Source organism: Natronocella acetinitrilica, assembly GCF_024170285.1.
In the GTDB taxonomy this organism is placed as follows: domain Bacteria; phylum Pseudomonadota; class Gammaproteobacteria; order Nitrococcales; family Aquisalimonadaceae; genus Natronocella; species Natronocella acetinitrilica.
Genome location: NZ_JALJXV010000010.1, coordinates 150,992 through 168,930 on the forward strand (window position 1 = coordinate 150,992; position 17,939 = coordinate 168,930).

Below are 17,939 nucleotides of genomic sequence, written 5' to 3' on the forward strand. Positions count from 1 at the left end.
GGTGGCCATTACGTGGAGGGGATGGCGCCTTGCGGGGGGTCTTCATCGTGCCGTGCGCTGCTCCCGCCACTCTCGCCAGAGCTGGAATTCCCGGTGTTCGTCACTATTGGCGTTGTTATCTTTCCAGTCCCGAAACGCCTGGTACTCAAGGAATTCGGAATAGTCGCCCGGCGGATCGCTGTCACCGGCCGTACCGGCCCCCGGCTCGCGGCGCAGGCTGAAGATTGCCTCGCCGGATTCGCCGGTAAACATGCCCGGGCCTTCCTGCATTTCGCCAACCGGCGTGTATTCGAAACGGTCGCCGGCGCAGCCGGCAAGGAGCAGGGCCAGGCACGGTAGCAGGCCGGCAGTACACAGTTTGCTTGTCACTGGTGGTTCTCCGTCATGCGTGGAATGTTACGCGCATCGGTGCATGCGATAAACGAAAACGCCATGCCCCGGGATGACATCCCGAGCCATGGCGTTGATCAGTGAGAGGGTTGCGGTCAGAAGCGCAGCCGGGTGCCGGTGGTCACCATGGTGATGTCGTCGAAGCTCTGATCGCCGACATCGTCGTGGCTGTGGATCTTGGCACCAGCGTAAAGTTCTGCCCAGCCAATGGGACGCCAGACATAGCCAAGGCCGAACCATTCCGAATCGCCCTCGGCGCCCAGGTCGCTGGTGACGCCATAGTCCAGCGCCACCGAGTGCACACCCGTGGTGTAGCCGATCTTGATGTAGGTGTTATCGGCGTCCAGTTCGTTGTCATCCTCGATCTGCGCATAGGCGAGGGTGACGTTGAAACCGGTGTCATGCAGGAAGGAAACCGACCCGCCGACTGTTTCCACCGAGCCGATGTCGCCACCAATGGAGCGGTTGGAATAACCCAGCGCGGCGCCGAGCCTGCCGACGCCGGCGAAGTCGGCGTTGTAGCGCAATGCCAACTCCGTGGTGTCGTCACCGGCACCGCCCTTCTTGCCGAAGGAGCCGGCCAGGCTCAGCGGGCCGAAAGCCGGTGAATCGTAGCGGATGCGCTGATAGCGGCTTTCAAAGTCGAAGGAGTTGGTGACGGCGCCGATGGTGGGGCCAAAACCGCCATCCTCGTCGCGGAAGTTCACCCCGCCACCGATGTCCGCTGCGCCGACCCATTGCACAACACTGGTGCCGGACAGGTCGACTTCCACGCCGCCATCGGCGGCGCCGGAACCCTGGCCAAGACGCACTGCACCAAAGTCGCCACTGAAGAAGGCATCCATATGACGGCGACCGAAGCCGAAGCCGTCGTCCTGCTCTTCGATGGAGAATGCGGACGAGCTACCGGTCACCATGCTGAATTCGGCCAGGATGCCGGCGCGGATACCGGGCACCATTTCCGCCGAACCGGTGAAGCGGAAGCGGGAGTTGCTGTTCTGGTTGTCGACGAAGGCCGAGTTGGTGTCTTCGCCGTCATCGGCGTAGACAATGGCCCGGTTAACCTGTCCGGACACGGATGCCTCGATGGCCTGGGCATTCCCGGCGGCAAGCAGCGCCGCCAACGCCAGTGCGGAGCCGGCGGTCGTTGTGTAAGGGCGAATCTTCATGTTAATCGTTCTCCAGCGAAGTCTGCGGTCGGCAATAGGAGCCAGACAAGCCCGTTCGCTGTTGTGCAAAAGCGACATGGCGTTGTTTGACCGCCGCAATCATCACATCCGTATGTTGCAGTTCCATTTCGGGCGGGCACGGTCATCAAAAATTCATGAAACGGAAGTCACCAATTCACCCGGAAGCGAAAATCTGGTAATTTGAATAATCGGATATACGGATAAACAGATATGTTTGTGCCAGAGCAATTCTTCAAAGCCTTGTCGGATGGCACGCGTCTGCGCTGCCTGCTGCTCCTGCTCGCCGAACAGCGTCTGTGCGTCTGCGAGTTTGTGCACGCACTGGATCTGTCCCAGCCCCGCGTTTCCCGGCACCTCGGCCAGCTACGTGACATGGGAATCGTGCAGGATGAGCGGCGCGGCCAATGGGTGCATTACCGCCTGCATCCGGCGTTGCCGCAGTGGACCATTGAAGTTCTTGAGGCTGCTTACCACGCAGATGCGTTGGCGGATATCCGCCAACGTCTGGCCGCCATGCCCAATCGCCCATCCATCTCCTGTGAGTGAGGCAATATGTCTGACACCCCCCTGAACGTGCTCTTCCTGTGCACCGGCAATTCCTGCCGGTCACAGATGGCCGAGGGTTTCGCCCGGGCAATCGCCGGATCTGCCGCCACTGTGCAGTCCGCTGGCATCGAGGCCCACGGCAAGAATCCTCGGGCTATCGCCGCCATGGACGAGGTGGGAATCGATATCAGCCACCAGGACTCCACCAGACTGACGGATGAGATGCTGGGTGCCGCGACTCTTGTCGTGACGGTTTGTGGCCACGCCGACGAGCACTGTCCGGTGTTGCCGCCGGGTGTGCGTCGTGTGCATTGGCCGCTGCCGGATCCGGCCAGGGCAACCGGGACAGAGGAGGAGATCACCGCACAGTTCCGGGCGGTTCGAGATGATATAAGCGCGCGAGTACGCGATCTGCTGCAGGAAGAGTTACGCTCATGACCAACCAGACCAACACTGCCAGCGCCGCCGTTGACGAGCCGGACATCAAGAAGGGCATGGGCCTGTTCGAGCGCTACCTGTCCGTCTGGGTCGGGCTCGCCATCGTGCTCGGTATCGCACTCGGGCAGTTCGCCCCCGCGGTGCCCGAGGCCCTGGCGCAATTCGAGTACGCCCAGGTCTCCATACCGGTGGCGATCCTCATCTGGGCCATGATCTTTCCGATGATGGTGCAGATCGACTTCAGCTCCATCCTTGGCGTTGGCCGTCAGCCCAAGGGGCTTATCATCACCACCACGGTGAACTGGTTGATCAAGCCGTTCACCATGTTCGCCATCGCCTGGCTGTTCCTCATGGTGATCTTCGCGCCACTGATTCCTGAGGGGCTTGCTCGGGAGTACCTTGCCGGCGCCATCCTGCTGGGTGCTGCCCCGTGTACCGCCATGGTGTTCGTCTGGAGTTACCTCACCCGGGGTGACGCCGCCTACACGTTGGTGCAGGTCTCGGTGAACGACATCATCATGCTGTTCGCCTTCGCCCCCATCGTGATGCTGCTGCTGGGCCTGTCGGACATCATCGTACCCTGGGATACAGTGGCCCTGTCGGTGTTTCTCTACATCGTCATTCCCCTGACTGCAGGTTACCTGACCCGGGTGCTGTTGATCCGCAAGCGCGGCATCGAGTGGTTCGATAACGTCTTCATGAAGCGGATCGGACTGGTCACACCGGTGGGGCTCATCCTGACCCTGGTGCTGCTGTTCGCCTTTCAGGGCGAGGTGATCCTCAACAATCCGCTCCACATCGTGTTGATCGCCATACCGCTGATCATCCAGACCTTCCTGATTTTCTTTATCGCCTATGGTTGGGCCAAGGCCTGGAAAGTGCCCCATAACGTAGCCGCGCCTGGTGCCATGATCGGCGCCAGCAACTTCTTCGAGTTGGCCGTGGCGGCGGCCATAGCGTTGTTCGGTCTGCAGTCGGGCGCGGCGTTGGCGACGGTGGTCGGTGTGCTGGTCGAGGTGCCACTGATGCTGGCCCTGGTGCGCATCGCCAATCGCACGCGGCACCACTTTCCAGCTGCCGAACCCGAGCCGGCGAGCGGCTAGGCCATGGGCGTAATCCGCTTGTCAACCGAGGCCAGGACGTGGCTTGTCGACAGAGGTGGTGCGGTGACACTGCGGATCTCGCCGCGCCACGGCTGTTGTGGCGGTACCGCTGGTGTCCCGATGGCGGAGCCGGGGGCGCCAGGCGCTAACGCGGATTGTACCAGGCAGGTCGTCGACGGGGTTGCTGTTTACCTGCCGAGGGCGCTGCAGATCGAGGAAGCGATTATTATCCGACTGCAAGGTTTTTTTGGCATGAAACGCCTGTTCGTCGAGGGCGTGGGGCTTTCGGCGGGCAAGGAGAAATAGCCAAATGTTCAGACATGCACTGGTTGCCGTTGATTTTTCTCCTGCCTGGCCCGTATTGAAGGCCAGGCTGGAAGACCTGCGCGCTTTGGGCGCGGAACAAGCGACTCTCGTTTACGTACTCAGCTCGCGCTATCCGGCGGTGCCGGAAGTTGGGCACCGCGAGCACTATGAAGAACGACTGCGCGGCGAGGCCGCCATGCTCGCGGAAATGGGTTATTCAGTGGACACCCAGGTGCGCGTTGGCGAGCCCGGCATGGAGGTGGTCGCTGCAGCCAGGGAAGTGGATGCCGACCTCATCCTCCTCGGCAGCCAGGGTCATACCCGGGTGTATCGCTTTTTTCTCGGCAGTACGGCCATGGACGCCGCGAGGTTGACTTCCATGCCCCTGTGGCTTGAGCCGGTTGGCGAGGGCAGTGCTGCCGACCGTTCCGGAATCCTCTTGCTGGCCACGGACGGTTCCCCCGCGGCCGAGGCGGCGGAGCAGTATTCTCGCGCCATTGCGCCACGCATGAGGCAAGCGATCGCCGCGACTGCAACTTGCGCCAGTGAGGGCTGCGACCGGGAGATCGCTGATGCCAGGGCCCACCTCGCGACAGTGACCGAAGGCATCACCAATGCGGAACCCCGTGTTCTGGATGGTGATCCACGCACAGTTATTGTAGAACTCGCCCGACATCTGCCGGCGGAACTCACCATCATCGGCAAGCGTGGTCGCGGTGCTATTCCGGATCTACTCCTGGGTAGCACCGCCGAAGCCGTCTGTCATGGGGCGCACCGGCCGGTGCTGCTCGTGCCAATGCGGAAAGGAGCAATATGAACAACGAGATACCCAATCTTCTCGAGCAGTATGTGGATACTCCGGACCTGAGCCGTTTACGTCCGCCTGCGTCCAGTCATGCTCCACGCATACTGCTGCTGTATGGATCCCTGCGTGATCGCTCCTACAGCCGGTTTCTCACTGAAGAGGCCGCCCGGTTGCTGGGACGCTTTGGTGCGGAGACCCGTATCTACAACCCATCCGGATTACCGCTGCCGGACGATGTGTCCGCCGACCATCCCAAGGTCGTTGAACTGCGTGAACTCTCTGAATGGTCGGAAGGCCATGTCTGGTGCAGCCCGGAACGCCACGGCAACATGACAGGTATCCTCAAGAGCCAGATTGACTGGCTGCCGCTCGCTTACCGCGGTATCCGGCCCACCCAGGGGCGCACCCTGGCCGTCATGCAGGTCTGCGGAGGCTCGCAGTCCTTCAATGCCGTGAACAACATGCGCATCCTCGGTCGCTGGATGCGCATGATCACTATTCCCAATCAGTCGTCGGTACCCAAGGCATACGAGGAGTTCGATGAGGCGGGGCGCATGAAGCCCTCCCCGTACTACAACCGGATGGTGGACGTGATGCAGGAATTGCTGAGATTCACCCTGCTGACGCGGGACTGCGCCGACTATCTCGTGGACCGTTACAGTGAGCGGGTGGACGACGATCGGCCGGTGTCATCTGGCGAGGTGCCACTGGACCGGGCCGCAAGCCCCTAGTCTTGCGGCCTCGACGGGAGCGGGCTGGTAGATGGTGCGGGTAAAGCGGTCCCGCACCATCGCCAGCCCGCGTGGCGAATCCGGTTACAACCGCTCCAGTGCCAGCGCGATGCCCTGGCCACCGCCGATGCATAGCGTCACGATGCCCTTGCGCTCGCCACTCCTGCGCATGGCGTGTAGCAGGCGCACAGTGAGCACGGCGCCAGTGGCGCCAATGGGGTGGCCGTGGGCGATGGCGCCGCCCTCGACGTTGACGATGTCCTCGGGGAAGCCCACTTCCCGCAGCACCACCAGGGCGATGGCTGCAAACGCCTCGTTGATCTCCACCCGGTCGACGTCGGAGACGCGCCAGTTGGCCCGTTCCAGCGCCTGGTGTACCGCGGGGACGGGGCCGATGCCGAACATTCCCGGCTCCACTGCCCCGATACCCCAGGACACCAGCCGTGCCACCGGTTGCAGACCGTGTTCCTCCGCCGATGCGCGATCGGCCACCAGCATGGCGGCGGCACCGGTATTCAGGCCCGGGGCGTTGCCGGCGGTGACCGTGCCATCTTCACGGAAGGCGCCGCGCAGCCGTGCCAGGCTCTCGACGGTGGTGTCCGCCCGGTTGTGCTCGTCCTTGGCGAACACTGTCGGGCCCTTGCGCCCGGGCACCTCCACCGGCGTGATCTCGGTATCGAAGTGGCCCTCGGCCTGGGCCTTCGAGAAGCGTTGCTGGGAGCGGGCCGCCCAGGCGTCCTGATCCTCCCGGCTGATCCTGTACTCCTTGACCAGATCCTCCGTGTGCCAACCGGAATGCTTGCCGGAGAAGGCATCATGCAGGCCGTCGTAGAGCATGGAGTCGAGCATTTTCGCATCGCCCATGCGGTAGCCCCAGCGAGCCTTCTCAAGCAGATAGGGCGCGCGATCCATGTTCTCGAAGCCGCCGGCAAGAACGCAGTGCGCGTGGCCGACAAGCACCTCCTGGGCCGCCGAGGCGATAGCCTGGGCGCCGGACCCGCAGACCCGGTTGACGGTGAGCGCCGGGACCGACACCGGCACGCCGCCGTGAATGGCCGCCTGCCGTGCGGGGTTCATGCGGTTGCCGGCCTGGATCACGTTACCCATGATCACCGAATCCAGCCGCTCACCGCTGATGCCGCCGCGGTTCAGCGCCTCCCTGGCAACAATCCCGCCCAGGTCGGCGGCGGGCATGTCCTTGAGCGTGCCGGCATAGGTGCCGATGGGCGTGCGCACGGGCGCACAGATCACTACATCCGTTGCCATGGGTATCGCCTCTGTTGACGTGATGAACAGTACTTACTGCACTAGGGTAAGCCATGATGGGGTAACGTGGCCTTGATCCTTGGCAAGTTGCCGCCGAATCGTCCGGGAGCGCCAGTTGGACCGCGCCCTCAGCCCGTGCCGCAACGCTTGCAGATGGCGACATGGGAAGCGTCCAGTCCGGCCTCCTCAAGCCGGGCGTGAATGGCGGCCCGCTCCCCCTGAAGCGTAAATGGCTCCCCGCAGCCGCCGCACACGGCCTGTCTCGGCGGAACCGGGGGTAATTCCTGACGCACCATCGCCTGCGGTGTCGGGCCTGTGTCCTCCGCTGCCAGCAGGTGCCGGATGTCGGCGAATTCCAGTTCCGCGATGGCCGTGACCAGTGCCGTCAGCCCGGCGTAAACCGTTGCGCCGGTGCGCCCTTCGCCGACGGCATCAATGCGCGTGGCGAGGGTGGACATCCAGCCCAGGTAGTGACGGGCCAGCAGCCAGGCCTGGTCGCGCAGCATGGACTCCGCCTGCGTCCTGTCCCCGCCCTGCAGCGATTCGGCGGCTTTCGCCCACAGCATGGCAGAGAACTCAAGCAGCAGGGCGATGTGATCCGGCAGGTCATGGAAGGCGCTCCCTTTCTCGACGCCGTGTCGCCGGTAGAGCTGCACCAGTTGCTGGACGCTCGGCCCCATCAGGGCGCCGTCCAGGTAGAGCCCGGCGTTGAGGTCCACCCGGTAGGGTGGCGTCAGGAAAAGCCAGGTGTAGTCCCGCAGCAGACGATCACCGGCACCCGGTTCCGCCAGGGCCTGCTCAAGCCGCCGGACCGACTCGCGCAGCTCGGGTGGGTCGCCGAGCGTGACCAGCGCCTCCCGCAGGTCCGGGACCAGGTCGCTGCCCATGGCCGCAACCAGCGCCGGGTCGTGGGGTGGGCGCAGGCACTGCGCCAGGTTCAGGTAGCATGCCGCCCGGGCCTGCGCCCGCTGTGCGGGGGCGGCGGGAGGCCGCGTGCTGGTGCGCTTGAGTGCGGTTGCCGCCATGATGTTGCTCCCTCAGTCGCCCGCGTGGGGGCCGGTGTTGAAGAACCGGTCACCGGCGGCGTAGACGGTAATGGACAGGAAGACCCCGATCAGGAACATGCCCCATTCCACGCTGTTGGGGCTGTATTCCACCAGGGCCGGGACCCAGCTGCCCTTCCACAGGGGCACCAGCTGTCCACCGATGATGAACTCGTAGCGGGCAATGAAAATGCCGATGATTGCGAGGGCGCCGGCGGCGGCCTGCACCAGGGGGTTGCCCCGAAGTTTGGCCATGCTCATCAGTGCAAGGGGCAGGGCCAGGCAGACCAGCACCTCGAACCAGAACAGCGGCGAGCCCACCATGTACTGGTAGACGATCTGCACGCCTTCAGCACTGGACCAGAGCCCTGCGGTGGTGCGGCTTGCGACCACGATGGCGTAGCCGATCAGCGCCACCAGGAAGATCACCGGCAGATGCTGTTGCATGACCCGCTGCTTGGCCTCCGACAGACCGTCATGGCTGAATCGGTGGGTGATGTTGAGGAAGAGCAGCGCCATGGCAAGGCCGGTGACGACGGAACCCACCCAGTAGTAGAGCGGCGTTGCCGCGCCGTACCAGACCGGGCGCATGATCATCATTCCGTAGACCAGGCCCTGGGTGAAAAGCGCGCCGACGCAAGTCAGCACGATGGCGATGGAGAGCAGCCGCACCGTATTGTCGCGGATGTCCACCTCCCGCAGCCGGAACAGCAGCCAGCCCAGGAACACCACGTAGGCACCCCAGAAGGCCCCCATCCACAGCATCGGCGAGCGCACCTGCATGTTCAGCGGGATGGCCCAGAGGGTGCGGAAGGCGTGACCCAGCTCCAGCGCCAGCGCTGCCAGGGCGCCGATGCTGAGGCCAAGAGCCAGGGTAAAGAGCCGGGGCGCGATACGATCCCAGCCCTCAATGCGGAACACGGAGCCGACGCCAGCAACCATGCTCACACCGAAGGACGACAGGGCCAGGAAGGCGTAGGTCACCACTGGCAGGCCCCACATCATGTCGCTGCCCTGGGAGAGGGCGGCGCCACCGTGGATGAACTTGGGCCAGGCGGCGATCAGGCCGATGATCAGGCCGATCACGCCGACCGCCAGCATCATGGTGGCGGTCAGGGTGTTGCCCGAGTAGCGCGGCCCACCGGGAATCTGTTCTGCTGTGACGCTCATGGGTCAGTCTCCTCGTCAGGCTTGGTCGTCGAACTGGGGTTCGAACTTGGGCACGGTGCCGTGCTCACCCAGGTAATAGACCTGCGGCTTGTTGCCGGTATGCTCGAAAACCCGGGTGCCGCGCTTGTTGGCGATCAGCTCGTTGACCTTGCTCTCGGGGTTGTCCAGGTCGCCGAAGTAGCGTGCCTTGGGGGCGCAGGTGCGCACACAGGCGGGCACGTACTCGACCAGATCGGGATTATCCTCGTCGAGATCGGCGACCCCGGCCGGCGCCTTGCTTATCTTGTGGTAGCAGAAGGTGCACTTGGAGACGACGCCCCTGGGCTGAATGCCGATACCCTTGCTCCAGTCCGATTCCGGGTTCTGGAAGGGCGGGCTCCACATCTGGCCGTCGCTGCCCGGGAAGGCCTGGCGGATGTCTGGCTCCAGCAGCGGTTTTTCGTCGGCGTAGAATCGCACGCCGTAGGGGCAGGCGATCATGCAGTACTTGCAGCCGATGCACTTGTTCCAGTCGATCAGCACCACGCCGTCGTCGGTCTTGTAGGTGGCCCGGGTCGGGCAGACGTGGACGCAGGACGGGTTCTCGCACTGCATGCAGGGCCGCGGGAACCACTTGATCGAGGTATTGGGGTATTTCCCCTCGTGGTAGAAAAGCACGTCCTGCCAGGATTCACCCGGCAGGGTGTTGTTCTCCATGGCGCAGGCCGTGGTGCAGGCCTGACAGCCGGTGCACTTGTCCAGGTCGATGACCATTCCCCACTTTGGCATTGTCTCTACTCCTGTGTTTGGGGCGGTGCGCCTAGGCGCGCTCCACGCTGACCTTGGTGGTGTAGTAACTGGCGAGACCGGAAATGCGGTCCGAGCGGTTCACCGTGATTTCGCCGGAGTGGCCGGGCTTACGGCTCTCGGCCCAGCGGCCCTGGGCCCAGTGGCCATGCTCCATGGGCAGCACCACGGTGTCCGGGCGGGTGCCCTCGAAATAGCGGCAATAGGCCTCGATCTCGCCAAGCTCGGAGCGGATCTTCACCCGGTCTCCGCTGCGGATGCCCCGGGCGCGGGCGGTCTCCGGATGAATCTCCAGGTAGACGGTGCGCCGACCGCCCATCACCGGCTGCAGCAGGGAGATGGCGTGGGGAATGTTTGCCCCGCGCCCCTCGGCATGCATGGCGGTCTTGGGGGTGGAGAAGTACAGGTCACCACCACCGGGATGTTCCGGTGCCACCCATTGGATGATGCCGGCCCGCTCTGCCGGGATGCCGAACTCCTGCGCCACGTAGTCGGCATACTGTTCCAGCTTGCCGGAGACGAACTCGAAGCGGCCGCTGGGCGTGCGCAGCAGTTTTTCCCTGACCTCCGACGGCGACATGCGGCGGTTGTAGCCTTCCCCGTCCCACTCGTAGAAAACGCCGCGGCGCTGGCGCCAGTGGTAGGGCTTTTTGTACCAGACGCCCTCACGCTTCCATGACTCGAAGTCATTGACGCCGTTGCTGCCCGGGTTGTCCCGGAACCCCTCGGCCAGATGGCGGAGTACGTTTTCCGTGTTGTCCAGCGCCTGGTAGTACTCGCTCATGGAGCCGTTGATGCGCTTGCCGATCTCGATCAGCGTGTCGCCGAACACCTTGGTGTCGTAGAGCGGGTCCACCGCCGGCGTGCGCAGCGTGGTAATTGGCCAGCCCTCGAAGGGGTAGCTCGGCGCATCCTGCAGCCGCTCCAGGTAGGTATGGTCCGGCAGGATGATGTCCGCGTATTTGGCGGATTCGCTGGGGAAGGGTGACGTCTCGATGACGAAGATGTCCTTGAAGGCTTCCTCCCAGGCCTTGCTGTCCGGCGCGGTCCAGATGGGGTTGTTGAGGTAGAACATCACCGTGTCGAGCTTGTAGGGGTCGCCCTTGTGATGGTTCGGGCCGATCTCCTGCATCATGTTTCGCGCCAGGGGCCAGCGATCTGTGCCCTTCATGTCGATCCGGGGCAACTCGCCGCTGGCGATGCGCTCGCGGACGCGCTGGGCGTGGTCGTCCATGTAGTCGCCGGCACTCGCCGGCAGCGGGCCGTAGCTCGGTCCCATCTGGTAGAACATGCCGCCCTCGGCGAACAGCGCGCCGACCAGGGCGTTCAGGGCGTGGATGGCCATGCCGTTCCAGGTGCCGTTGGAGTGCGCCGTTGGCCCGCGCTCGAAGATCGCCATGGCCGGGCGGGTGGTGCCGAACTCCCGGGCCACCTCGCGGATGTGACGCGCCGGGATGGAAGTGACCTCCTCGGCCCACTCCGGGGTGCGGTCCTTGAGTTCCTCGTTCCACCAGACGTCCAGGCCGTGGACCCAGCGCTGGTTGAAGGTGTCACCGTCGATGACCTCGCCGCTCTCGAAGCGGTTGCGCCCGTCGCGGAAATCACCGACGAATTCCTTGTCCCAGAGGCCTTCGGTGAGGATCACGTGGGCGATGGCAAGCGCCATGGCGCCGTCGGTGCCGGGGCGTATCAGCAGCTTGCGGTCGGCCGCCGCGTTGGTGGCATTGGCATGCACGTCGATGGCGGTGACGCGGGTCTTCGGGCTCTTGGTGCGGATGTGCCCCCACACCTGCATCAGATAGTTATAGGGGCGGAACGCCTCCAGGAAGCCGGCACCGAAGTTCAGCAGATAGTTGACGTTCTTGTAGTCGTAGGCGTTGTATGCCTCGTTGCCGTCGGTCAGCCCCTTGGCCACCATGGAGCCGTCGGAGCACATGCTGGAGTGGCCAAGGGCGGTGTTGGGTGAGCCGTAGAGCTGGCCGAAGGTGCCCAGCAGCCCGGCGCAGGAAGCACCCCAGCCGCGCCCGTAGAGGATGGCGAAGCGGTGGGATTCATCGTTGTCCCGCAGGTTGTTGAGGCGCCCGGCGACGATATCCAGTGCCTCCTCCCAGGAGATTGACTCGAACTGCGGATCCTCGTCCCGGCCCTTGTTGGGGTTGGTCCGGCGCATGGGCCCCTTGTAGCGGTCCGGATCGTAGAGGATGTAAGTCCCCAGGTGGCCCTTGGGGCAGAGCTTGCCGTTGGCGATGGGGCTGTTCATGGAACCGTAGATGCCATGAACGCGGCCATCCGTTGTGTAGACGTCGATGCCGCAGCGCGCCGGGCACTGATGGCAGACGTTCTTGGTCACCACGGTCTCGCCGGCGCTGCGCCGCTGGGCCTGGCTCTGGGAGATCGGGGCAAGCCCCTGCAGACCGATGCCGCCGGCGGCCAGGGCTCCGGCGGCGCCGGAGGCCTGCAGGAAGCGGCGACGGGTAATCAGGCTTTCGAGTACGTTCATCCGGATTGTCCTCCGTGGTTCTGGTCCGAGACCGCCGGGTTGCCTTGCGTGAGAAAGGCGAAGCCGGCGGCGGCAAAGCGTCGGGACTTGCGACAGGGGTGGCAGATCTCTTCGTTGCTGTTCCGCGCCGTGAACGGGCGGCCGCAGTCCAGGCACTCCCGCTGTTCCATGTGCTGGAGTTCCGTCAGCGCCTGGCCGCCGCCCTGGCTTGCCAGGCGGATGGCCTGCTCCGGGCAGTGCGACTGGCACAAGCCGCAGGCGATACAGGCGGTGGCATCCAGCACGAGGCGGCTGGCGGTGTTTTCTTCCTCCCGTACGAGCGCGCCAGTCGGGCAGACGGCGGTGCAGATGCCGTGCCCTTCGCAATCCGCGTTGACGGTGAGTCGCGGCAGAATTGATGAGGGCAGTGATCCGACCGCCAGCATGAGTTCCCCGGAGAGGCGACGGCGTGCCCGCGGAACGCGCTTGTCCACCAGTGCGCGCGGTTCGGGTGGCGCATCGGAAGTCGTCGTGGCGGCGGCGTGGGAAACTGCCGCATGCCCACCGAGGCGACGGAAGAAGTGGCGCCGGCCCACGCGGGCCTCCATATCCCGGCCGGGTATGGTCCGGCAGGCCATGCGCTGCGGCAGTGGTTCCCGGCTCAGGCGCGGCCGATGCGGCGTGTCGGCGTTGCCCTCGTCCAGCAGCCTGTGGGCATGGGCGATCGCGGCCTGCGCCGGGTGGCCGGGGCGGTCGCCATGGGCCGGGCAGTCGGAGCACCAGCCGCGGTCAACCAGGGCGAGATGCTCGCCACCGGCCAGACGCTGCAGGGTCAGAAGCTGACCGGTGTCCAGGCCCCCGAGGCAAGGTACACGAAGCGTTCCCGGCCGGGTCTCACCGTCGGGCACGCGCCAGCACTCCACGCGGGTGATGGACGGCGCCGGTTGCCCCGGTGCGGGCAACGCCGGAAAGCCCTCGACCTGCAGGGCGTCGGTGGGGCAGACGGGGACACACTGGCCGCAGCCCAGGCAATCACCGGTCAGGGATGGCCCCGCGCCGGTGACCGTCAGTACGGATGCCGGGCACGCCGTGACGCAAGCGCTACAGCCGCTGCGGGTGTCTCGGGCCGGGAGGCAGCTCGCCGCGTCCAGCCGCAGGCGCGGTTCGGATGCGTCGATGGGTTGATACTCCTCCAGGCCCGGATTTGCATTATTGTCTCGACGTGTCATGTTCACCGGGCCGGTTGACGTCGGCTCTCGGGCCGATTCCATTGAGCTGGAGCAAGAACGGGGCCAGCCGCATGGATTAGCCTTCAATCATCGAAGAGGCGGTTCGTGGAGGCGGGTGATGTTTCCAACCGGTAACGCAGCGGAGAGAGAATGTTACGGCTCGGTAACGCGACCGAAAAAACGGGCTCGCCTCTGGGCTCTCCTCCTTTGCCTGGCCCTGAGCGTCGTGGTGCAACCGGTAACGGCCTCGGAACGCCCACTACGGATCGGGCTGACGCCGGTGATGCTCGAGGATCAGGTGCGCTTTCTCGACCGCTGGCGGGGTTACCTGGAACAGCGGCTTGGCCGCGAGGTGCAGTTCCTGCGGCGTAACAGTTACGGCGAGGTGATCGAGTTGGCGCTGCGCGGCCGCATTGACTTCGCCTGGCTATGCGGCTTTCCCTACTATCAGCACCGGGATGCGCTGGATCTGCTGTTGACGCCGCTCTACAACGGGGAGCCCTTGTACCGCTCGTACCTCATCGTACCGGCGAGCGACCTTGAGACCGGCAGCCTGCTTGATCTGCAGGGTGGCATTTTCGCCTATGCCGATCCCAATTCGAATTCTGGCTGGCTGTACCCCGAGTACGTTCTGCGGCAGGCGGGCAGCAGTGGCGAACAGCATTTCCAGCGCACGTTCTACACCTGGGGGCACCAGCGGGTGGTGGAGGCGGTGGCCGGCGGGTTGGCCGAGGGCGGTGCTGTGGACGGCTACGTCTGGGACACGCTGTCCCGGATCGATCCCGAGCTGACCGCACGAACGCGGATTGTCAGCCGATCCGAGCCCTTCGGCTTTCCGCCCATCGTCGCCACCTCGGCCGCGGACACCAGCATGCGCGATGACCTGCGTGCGGTGCTGTTGGGCATGGGTGATGATCCGGTGGGCCGGGAATTGCTAGAGCGACTCAACCTGGATGGTTTCACCCAGGTGAACTCCGATCTCTACGACGCCATCGGCGCGCTAAGCCGTGAGGTGGCAGGACATCGCTAATCATGCTCGAGGCGTTGAGTTACCGGGTCAGGGTCCCGCTGAACATCTCCCTGGTGGTGATGGTGACCGTCGTGGTCATCACCGTGACCCTGCTCGGCTACAACTACCGGCAAATGGATCGCGAGATGCAGCAGAGCGGTGAAAGCCTTGGCCGGGTCCTGGCCAAGGGCGTTGCGGTGCCGATGTTGCGCGACGACCTGTGGACGGTCTGGGATACCTTGCGTGCCCCCATGGACGTGGCCGGTGGCGAGGGGCTTCGTCCGTACGTGATTACGGTCACCGACGCCGTGGGGCGGGTTTTCGCCTCCACCCGGCCGGAGGTTTTTCGCGTGCTCAGCGAGCCGGCGGTGGTGGATTCCCGTTATCCCTCCGCGGATTGGCTCACCGGCGCATCCGGCAACGACGCAACCCGGGCCGGCTGGTTGGACGATAACAGCCTGCTGGTCGCCGTTCCCGTTCTGGTCGACGGCAGTACGGTGGGCAGCGTGCTGCTGGAATACCAGCGGCCAGCATTTCTCGACCGCTTCGGCGGTGCCGTTCAACAGGTGGTCGCGACTACGGTGATGATCCTGTTGCTGATCCTGCCCATTGGCTGGTGGCTGGGGATGCGCGTGGCGCGCCCGCTGCAGGAACTGGCCGGTGTCCTGGACAGGATCGGCAACGAACCGCCAAGCCGGCTGCGGCAGGGTCTGAGCGTGGAGACGCGCCCCGGGCGGGACGAGATCGCCCGCCTCCGCGGCCGTTTTCACGACATGCTGGGGCAGCTTGCGGACAAGGAAGCCCTGGAGCAGGAAATGGTGCGCGCGGACCGGTTGGCTGCGTTGGGCCGCTTGACTGCCGGAATCGCCCACGAGATCAACAACCCCCTGGGCGGTATGCTCAATGCGCTGTCCACACAGCGCCGCCACGGTCATGCCGACCCGGTGACCGAACGTACGCTCTCCCTGGTCGAGCGCGGGCTGGAGCAGGTTCGGGATATCGTCGGCGCCCTCCTGGTGGAGGCGCGGTTCCAGGGCCATGACCTGCGTCCGGAGGATGTCGCCGACGTCATGACCCTGGTGCAGAGTGACCCACGGGCCGCCGATGTCCGGATGGACTGGGAGGCGGATCTGTCCGGCTCGGTGCCATTACCGTCCACGCCGGTGCGCCAGATTCTGATCAATCTCATGCTCAATGCCGTGCGTGCCGCCGGCCCGTCCGGCGAGGTCGGCTGCTGGCTGCAGCGGGAAGCCACCGCGCTGCGCATCACCGTGTGCAACGACGGCGCGCACATTCCCGAGCACCGCATGGAACACCTGTTCGAGCCGTTCTCCAGCAGTGCCGGTGATGACGGCGTCGGCCTGGGCCTGTGGGTCTGTTACCAGATCGTGCAGCAACTGCGCGGCCGGATCGATGTGCGCAGTGAACCGGGGCGGACCTGCTTCCGGGTGGAACTCCCCCTGACCCAGCAACGGGATGTTGATCGTGAAGCTCTGCCTGCTTGAGGATGACGCCATAATGGGCGAGTCCCTGCGGGACCGCTTCGAGATGGAAGGCTACGGGGTCGACTGGTTCCGTCGCGCCGGTGATGCCGAACGGGCGCTGGCTGCCGGAGGCTACCAGGTCTTCATCAGCGACATTCGGCTGCCGGACGAGACCGGCGACAACCTGTTCCGGCGTCTGCAGCGGGCGCTGGGCACCTCACTGCCGCCGGTGATCTTCATCACTGGCTACGGCTCCATCGAGACGGCGGTGACGTTGCTCAAGGCGGGGGCGGCCGACTATGTGGTCAAGCCGTTTGATCTCGACGAACTGGTGCGCAAGGTCCGGGAACTGGCGCAGCCCGACGACCGGGACCCCGCCGCGCTCGCCGACGATTCGCCGCGGCTCGGCGTCGCACCCGCCATGCGCCGGGTTGAGGCGCAGTTGCGCCGTCTGGCCGTTGCCGGCGCCAGCGTGCTGATCGTTGGTGAATCGGGTGTCGGCAAGGAGTATGCGGCCCGGTATTTCCATGAACACGGTGCCGGCGCTGCCCGGCCATTCGTGGCGGTGAACTGCGGCGCCCTCACCGAGTCGCTGCTTGAGGCGGAACTGTTCGGTCACGAGCGCGGCGCGTTCACCGGCGCCCAGCGCATGAAGCGAGGCGTGTTCGAGCAGGCCGCCGGTGGCACCCTGTTCCTGGATGAAATCGGCGACATGCCCCTGCCCATGCAGGTGCGCCTGCTGCGGGCGATCCAGGAGCGGCAGATCACCCGGGTGGGTGGCGAGACCCCCATCGATATCTCCCTGACGCTGGTGTCCGCCACCCATCGCGACCTGCGGGCGCTGGTCGCGGCGGGCGAGTTCCGTGAGGACCTCTACTACCGGGTGAACACAGTACAGGTTCGCCTGCCGCCGCTGCGCGAGCGCCCGGAGGACATTCTCTGGTTTGCCCGCCGATTCCTGGACGAGCTGGCGGCAGGCTCGCCGCCCCGGGGGCTCTCCCGGAAGGCCGAGCAGGCCCTGTTGCGCCAGCCCTGGCCGGGCAATCTGCGTGAACTGCGCCACTGTCTGGAGCGCGCCATCCTGCTTGCCGATGTCGAGATACTTGATGCCGGCGATCTGTTTGATGCCGAGGTCGTCGAGACCGGCGAGGCGATCAGCGAGGGTCTCAGTGACTATCTGCAACACTGTGAGCGCGACCACATCCGCCGGGCGCTGGCCCGGCATGCTGGTCGTATCACCAGCACTGCGGAGAGTCTCGGCATCAGCCGCAAGAACCTGTGGGAGAAAATGCGCAAGCTGGGGATCAGCGCCGACGGCTCCTCAGGATGAAGCCATCAATCCCTGCAACCACTCCAGCGCCTCGCGGGATTGCTGATGGCCCTGGCTCGCTGCTGCCGCGAACCACTGGCAGGCGGCGTTCTGATCACGCTCGGTGCCCAGTCCCTCGGCCAGCATGATGGCGAGATTGTACTGCGCGACGACAAACCCGCGCTCGGCGGCATGGCGATAGCAGCGGCAAGCTGTGGCCGGGTCCGGCGGCACCGTCTGGCCCTGATCGTACATCACGCCCAGGTTGGTCATTGCCTCAAGGTTGCCCGCCCGCGCCGCGGTCACGTACTGGTTCCAGGAGGCGTGGAGATCCTGCGGCACACCGTCACCGCGACGATAGCGGTTGCCGAGTTCAAGCTGCGCCTCGTGACTGCCGGCGGCTGCCGCCAGCTTGAGCACCCGGATCGCCTCCCCCGGGGTGTCGCCCACCGATGTTTCCGTTTGGTAACGCTGGTAGAGCGCCCAGGGATCGGCGTGGTCAGGGGCACGGCCGCAGGTATCCGCCAGGCCTCGTCGCTGGGGTGTCCCGCTGCCGCCTTGCCTACCAAGACTCTGCAGCAGCGCTGCGGTGATGTCCTTTGCCCGTTCGGTCACGCCGCCTCTCCTACCCATGCATCGGTGGTCGACATCACCA

The 17,939-nt window shown here is 65.1% G+C and carries 18 protein-coding genes; 9 read left to right on the forward strand and 9 right to left on the reverse strand.

Annotation, left to right across the window (positions count from 1 at the left end):
- Nucleotides 1-42 precede the first annotated feature (42 nt).
- Together J2T57_RS19015 and J2T57_RS19020 are read right to left on the reverse strand one after the other, a co-directional pair.
- On the reverse strand, nt 43-369 hold the full coding sequence (locus J2T57_RS19015) for a hypothetical protein (protein ID WP_253483518.1): 327 nt from the start codon (nt 367-369) through the stop codon (nt 43-45).
- A gap of 116 nt (nt 370-485) precedes the next feature.
- Entirely contained in the window at nt 486-1,559 is a 1,074-nt protein-coding gene (locus J2T57_RS19020; protein ID WP_253483521.1) for a porin, read from the reverse strand.
- Between the two features lie 231 nt (nt 1,560-1,790).
- On the opposite strand from J2T57_RS19020, the gene J2T57_RS19025 reads away from it, so the two are divergent.
- Genes J2T57_RS19025 through arsH form a run of 6 tightly spaced genes read left to right on the forward strand, consistent with a single transcriptional unit; the run spans nt 1,791 to nt 5,509 of the window.
- Complete coding sequence (locus J2T57_RS19025; RefSeq protein WP_253483524.1) at nt 1,791-2,126, forward strand: metalloregulator ArsR/SmtB family transcription factor; 336 nt, start codon at nt 1,791-1,793, stop codon at nt 2,124-2,126.
- 6 nt (nt 2,127-2,132) lie between these two features.
- Entirely contained in the window at nt 2,133-2,564 is a 432-nt protein-coding gene (arsC, locus tag J2T57_RS19030; RefSeq protein WP_253483527.1) for an arsenate reductase (thioredoxin), read from the forward strand.
- Nucleotides 2,561-3,667 carry an ACR3 family arsenite efflux transporter gene (gene arsB, locus J2T57_RS19035; RefSeq protein ID WP_253483530.1) on the forward strand — a complete coding sequence of 369 codons (1,107 nt, stop codon included), beginning with the start codon at nt 2,561-2,563 and terminating at the stop codon, nt 3,665-3,667. Before arsC ends, arsB begins: the two co-directional genes overlap by 4 nt.
- A 3-nt stretch (nt 3,668-3,670) precedes the next feature.
- Complete coding sequence (locus J2T57_RS22285) at nt 3,671-3,973, forward strand: CC/Se motif family (seleno)protein (RefSeq protein ID WP_264175394.1); 303 nt, start codon at nt 3,671-3,673, stop codon at nt 3,971-3,973.
- Between the two features lie 4 nt (nt 3,974-3,977).
- A complete protein-coding gene (locus J2T57_RS19045) occupies nt 3,978-4,790 on the forward strand; it encodes a universal stress protein (RefSeq protein WP_253483536.1) in 813 nt (270 codons plus the stop codon).
- Nucleotides 4,787-5,509: an arsenical resistance protein ArsH gene (arsH, locus tag J2T57_RS19050; RefSeq protein ID WP_253483540.1), complete on the forward strand. Its 723-nt coding sequence runs from the start codon at nt 4,787-4,789 to the stop codon at nt 5,507-5,509. Before J2T57_RS19045 ends, arsH begins: the two co-directional genes overlap by 4 nt.
- An 84-nt stretch (nt 5,510-5,593) precedes the next feature.
- Here the strand turns inward: arsH and J2T57_RS19055 are convergent, their stop codons facing one another.
- The 6 genes from J2T57_RS19055 to J2T57_RS19080 form a co-directional block, all read right to left on the reverse strand.
- Nucleotides 5,594-6,775, reverse strand: coding sequence for an acetyl-CoA C-acetyltransferase (locus J2T57_RS19055; RefSeq protein WP_253483543.1), 1,182 nt, complete (start codon nt 6,773-6,775; stop codon nt 5,594-5,596).
- Between the two features lie 128 nt (nt 6,776-6,903).
- Nucleotides 6,904-7,800 (reverse strand): TorD/DmsD family molecular chaperone, encoded by an 897-nt coding sequence (locus J2T57_RS19060; protein ID WP_253483546.1) that lies wholly within the window; start codon nt 7,798-7,800, stop codon nt 6,904-6,906.
- Between the two features lie 12 nt (nt 7,801-7,812).
- Nucleotides 7,813-8,988 (reverse strand): NrfD/PsrC family molybdoenzyme membrane anchor subunit, encoded by a 1,176-nt coding sequence (gene nrfD, locus J2T57_RS19065; protein WP_253483562.1) that lies wholly within the window; start codon nt 8,986-8,988, stop codon nt 7,813-7,815.
- Nucleotides 8,989-9,003: 15 nt separating this feature from the next.
- Nucleotides 9,004-9,756: a 4Fe-4S dicluster domain-containing protein gene (locus tag J2T57_RS19070; RefSeq protein WP_366519133.1), complete on the reverse strand. Its 753-nt coding sequence runs from the start codon at nt 9,754-9,756 to the stop codon at nt 9,004-9,006.
- 31 nt (nt 9,757-9,787) lie between these two features.
- The gene (locus tag J2T57_RS19075; RefSeq protein WP_253483565.1) at nt 9,788-12,274 is read right to left on the reverse strand and encodes a molybdopterin-dependent oxidoreductase; all 2,487 of its coding nucleotides are present in this window, start codon (nt 12,272-12,274) and stop codon (nt 9,788-9,790) included.
- Nucleotides 12,271-13,482 (reverse strand): 4Fe-4S dicluster domain-containing protein, encoded by a 1,212-nt coding sequence (locus J2T57_RS19080; RefSeq protein WP_253483568.1) that lies wholly within the window; start codon nt 13,480-13,482, stop codon nt 12,271-12,273. Before J2T57_RS19080 ends, J2T57_RS19075 begins: the two co-directional genes overlap by 4 nt.
- 118 nt (nt 13,483-13,600) lie before the next feature.
- Here J2T57_RS19080 and J2T57_RS19085 point away from each other — a divergent pair, with 118 nt between their 5' ends.
- From J2T57_RS19085 to J2T57_RS19095, 3 genes are read left to right on the forward strand one after another with little or no spacing between them, the layout of a single operon-like run.
- The gene (locus J2T57_RS19085; RefSeq protein ID WP_253483571.1) at nt 13,601-14,512 is read left to right on the forward strand and encodes a substrate-binding domain-containing protein; all 912 of its coding nucleotides are present in this window, start codon (nt 13,601-13,603) and stop codon (nt 14,510-14,512) included.
- 2 nt (nt 14,513-14,514) lie between these two features.
- A complete protein-coding gene (locus tag J2T57_RS19090) occupies nt 14,515-15,996 on the forward strand; it encodes a sensor histidine kinase (protein WP_253483574.1) in 1,482 nt (493 codons plus the stop codon).
- Nucleotides 15,968-17,305, forward strand: coding sequence for a sigma-54-dependent transcriptional regulator (locus tag J2T57_RS19095; protein WP_253483578.1), 1,338 nt, complete (start codon nt 15,968-15,970; stop codon nt 17,303-17,305). Before J2T57_RS19090 ends, J2T57_RS19095 begins: the two co-directional genes overlap by 29 nt.
- Here the strand turns inward: J2T57_RS19095 and J2T57_RS22505 are convergent.
- Nucleotides 17,297-17,899, reverse strand: coding sequence for a tetratricopeptide repeat protein (locus J2T57_RS22505; protein WP_253483581.1), 603 nt, complete (start codon nt 17,897-17,899; stop codon nt 17,297-17,299). The two genes, J2T57_RS19095 and J2T57_RS22505, sit on opposite strands and share 9 nt — an antisense overlap.
- Nucleotides 17,900-17,939: the final 40 nt, after the last annotated feature.